At 68.1% G+C, this 1,751-nt stretch carries 1 protein-coding gene; it reads right to left on the reverse strand.

The annotated features are described in order from the left end of the window. The coding region (locus tag PKE44_RS12540) for a hypothetical protein (RefSeq protein ID WP_324551702.1) at nt 1-1,664 on the reverse strand (1,664 nt) is incomplete at its 3' end. Nucleotides 1,665-1,751: the final 87 nt, after the last annotated feature.

Raw genomic sequence — 1,751 nt, forward strand, 5'->3', positions numbered from 1 at the left:
TCGCGCAGCAGTTCGGCGCGGCCTTCGATGCCCATGATCTGCATGTCGTTCGGGTTGTTGGTCCTGTCGAGGAATTCGGAGCGCATCTGCGCCTGCCGCTCGCGCATCATCATCGAGTTGCCGCCGAGCGCCCGCGCATGCAGGTCGCCCTTGACGGCCGGGTCGGTGCTGTAGCGGTTGTTGTGCTCGATCATTCGCTCAACGGCCGGCTCCAGCACGTCCGCGTCGATGTTGCCGAGAACGTCCTTCAGGCCCTTCGCGCTCGCCGCCATCAGCATCGACAGCCCGCCCATCGTCGTGGCTGCGCCGGTGGCCTCCTGGTCTCCGTGCATGTAGCGCGGGATGCCGGTCACCTGGTCGGCCTTGTCCAGCCAGAATTCGATGACGTTGATCAACTCGGCGCCGTGCATCTCGGCCTGGTAGAAGCGCACGGCCGGATCGGTGCGCTGCACGCCGTAGGAATCCACTTCGAATCGCTGCCACGGCTGTATGGGCGGCGCAATGCCGTTCGGGAACCGGCTGACATCCATCTCGGTCAGCGGGCCGGACGCGAAGGCGACGTTATTGGCCAGCGCGCGCGCCGCGGCATTCGCGCCGTCCTGCGCGTCCTCGCACAGATCAGGCACGCCGCTGCCCCAGAAGCTGCCGGGGACGCGGGCGAATGACGTGATGTGGTATGGGTCGCGCCCGAGCGGATCATCGTTCAGCATCGCGCGCACCGCGTGCCGGCCGACCAGCCAGACGTTCACCTGATACTCGGCCTGCGGGTCGGTGATGCCGGCGAGACCCCATTCCGTCAGCCACTTGCCCGGCACACTGCCCCAGTAGGACAGCGCGCGCATCGTGTCGGTGTCGCTGCCGGCGCGCGCTGAATCGCGGCCCTCGACGCGCTCGCGCTCGCTGTCGTTGTACGCAAGCCAGTCGCCGCGGGCGCCGCCGCGGTCGTACTCATCGAGCGCGGCGCGTACCGCAGCCTCCGAGAACGACGGCACACCGATCATGGCCGCCAGATCGGAGCGCGTCATCGACATGACTTCGCACATGTAGCTGCGCGCCATGTCCGTCGCGTCCGCCGACGGGTACAGGTCGAGCGGGCTGACGCGATCGAACTCGGGTCGCAGTTCATCGGCCACGTCTGCGCGCCAGTCGGCACCGTCCTGCACCCATGCCATGCGCTTGCGCCGGCGGATGACCGGGCCGCGGATGCACGCAGCCGGGAACGTCACCAGATCGCCGACGAATGCGCGGAACACGCGATTCCACTTCGCAGCCTGCATCTGGGTCTCGACCAGGTCGGCCATTCGGCGCGCGCGCTCCTTCGCCTCTTCCTGCATTTCGCCGCGCATGCGGTCGGCAATCCGCTCCTGATAATCCTCAGGGCTCATTTCGAGCGGCATGCCGGACGCCATAATTGCTTGCGCCCGCGTCAGGACTTCCCGCCGGATTTCCTCAATCTCGTCCGGCGGCAGCTCCGGCACTGGCGACGGGTCGATAGCCCACGGCGTTTCGCCGGCCGGCATGTCGATGTCCCGAATCCATGCTTCGGCATCGCGGCACTTCTGGCCGGTGATGCCGATGAAAATCTCACTGCCCCCGGCGGCGCGGATCGCCGCGAGCTTGGCCGGGTCGTACTCGCCCTTGCGCCGGCGCAGCGCGTCCAGCATGCGCCGCTCGTGCGGCTGCTTGGCGTCGCGCGCAGCCTCCCAGCGCCTGCGCACGAACCCCGCCAGATTGTCTACGACCGGCGCCGG

This window comes from Plasticicumulans sp. (assembly GCF_035331805.1).
GTDB lineage: Bacteria > Pseudomonadota > Gammaproteobacteria > Competibacterales > Competibacteraceae > Plasticicumulans.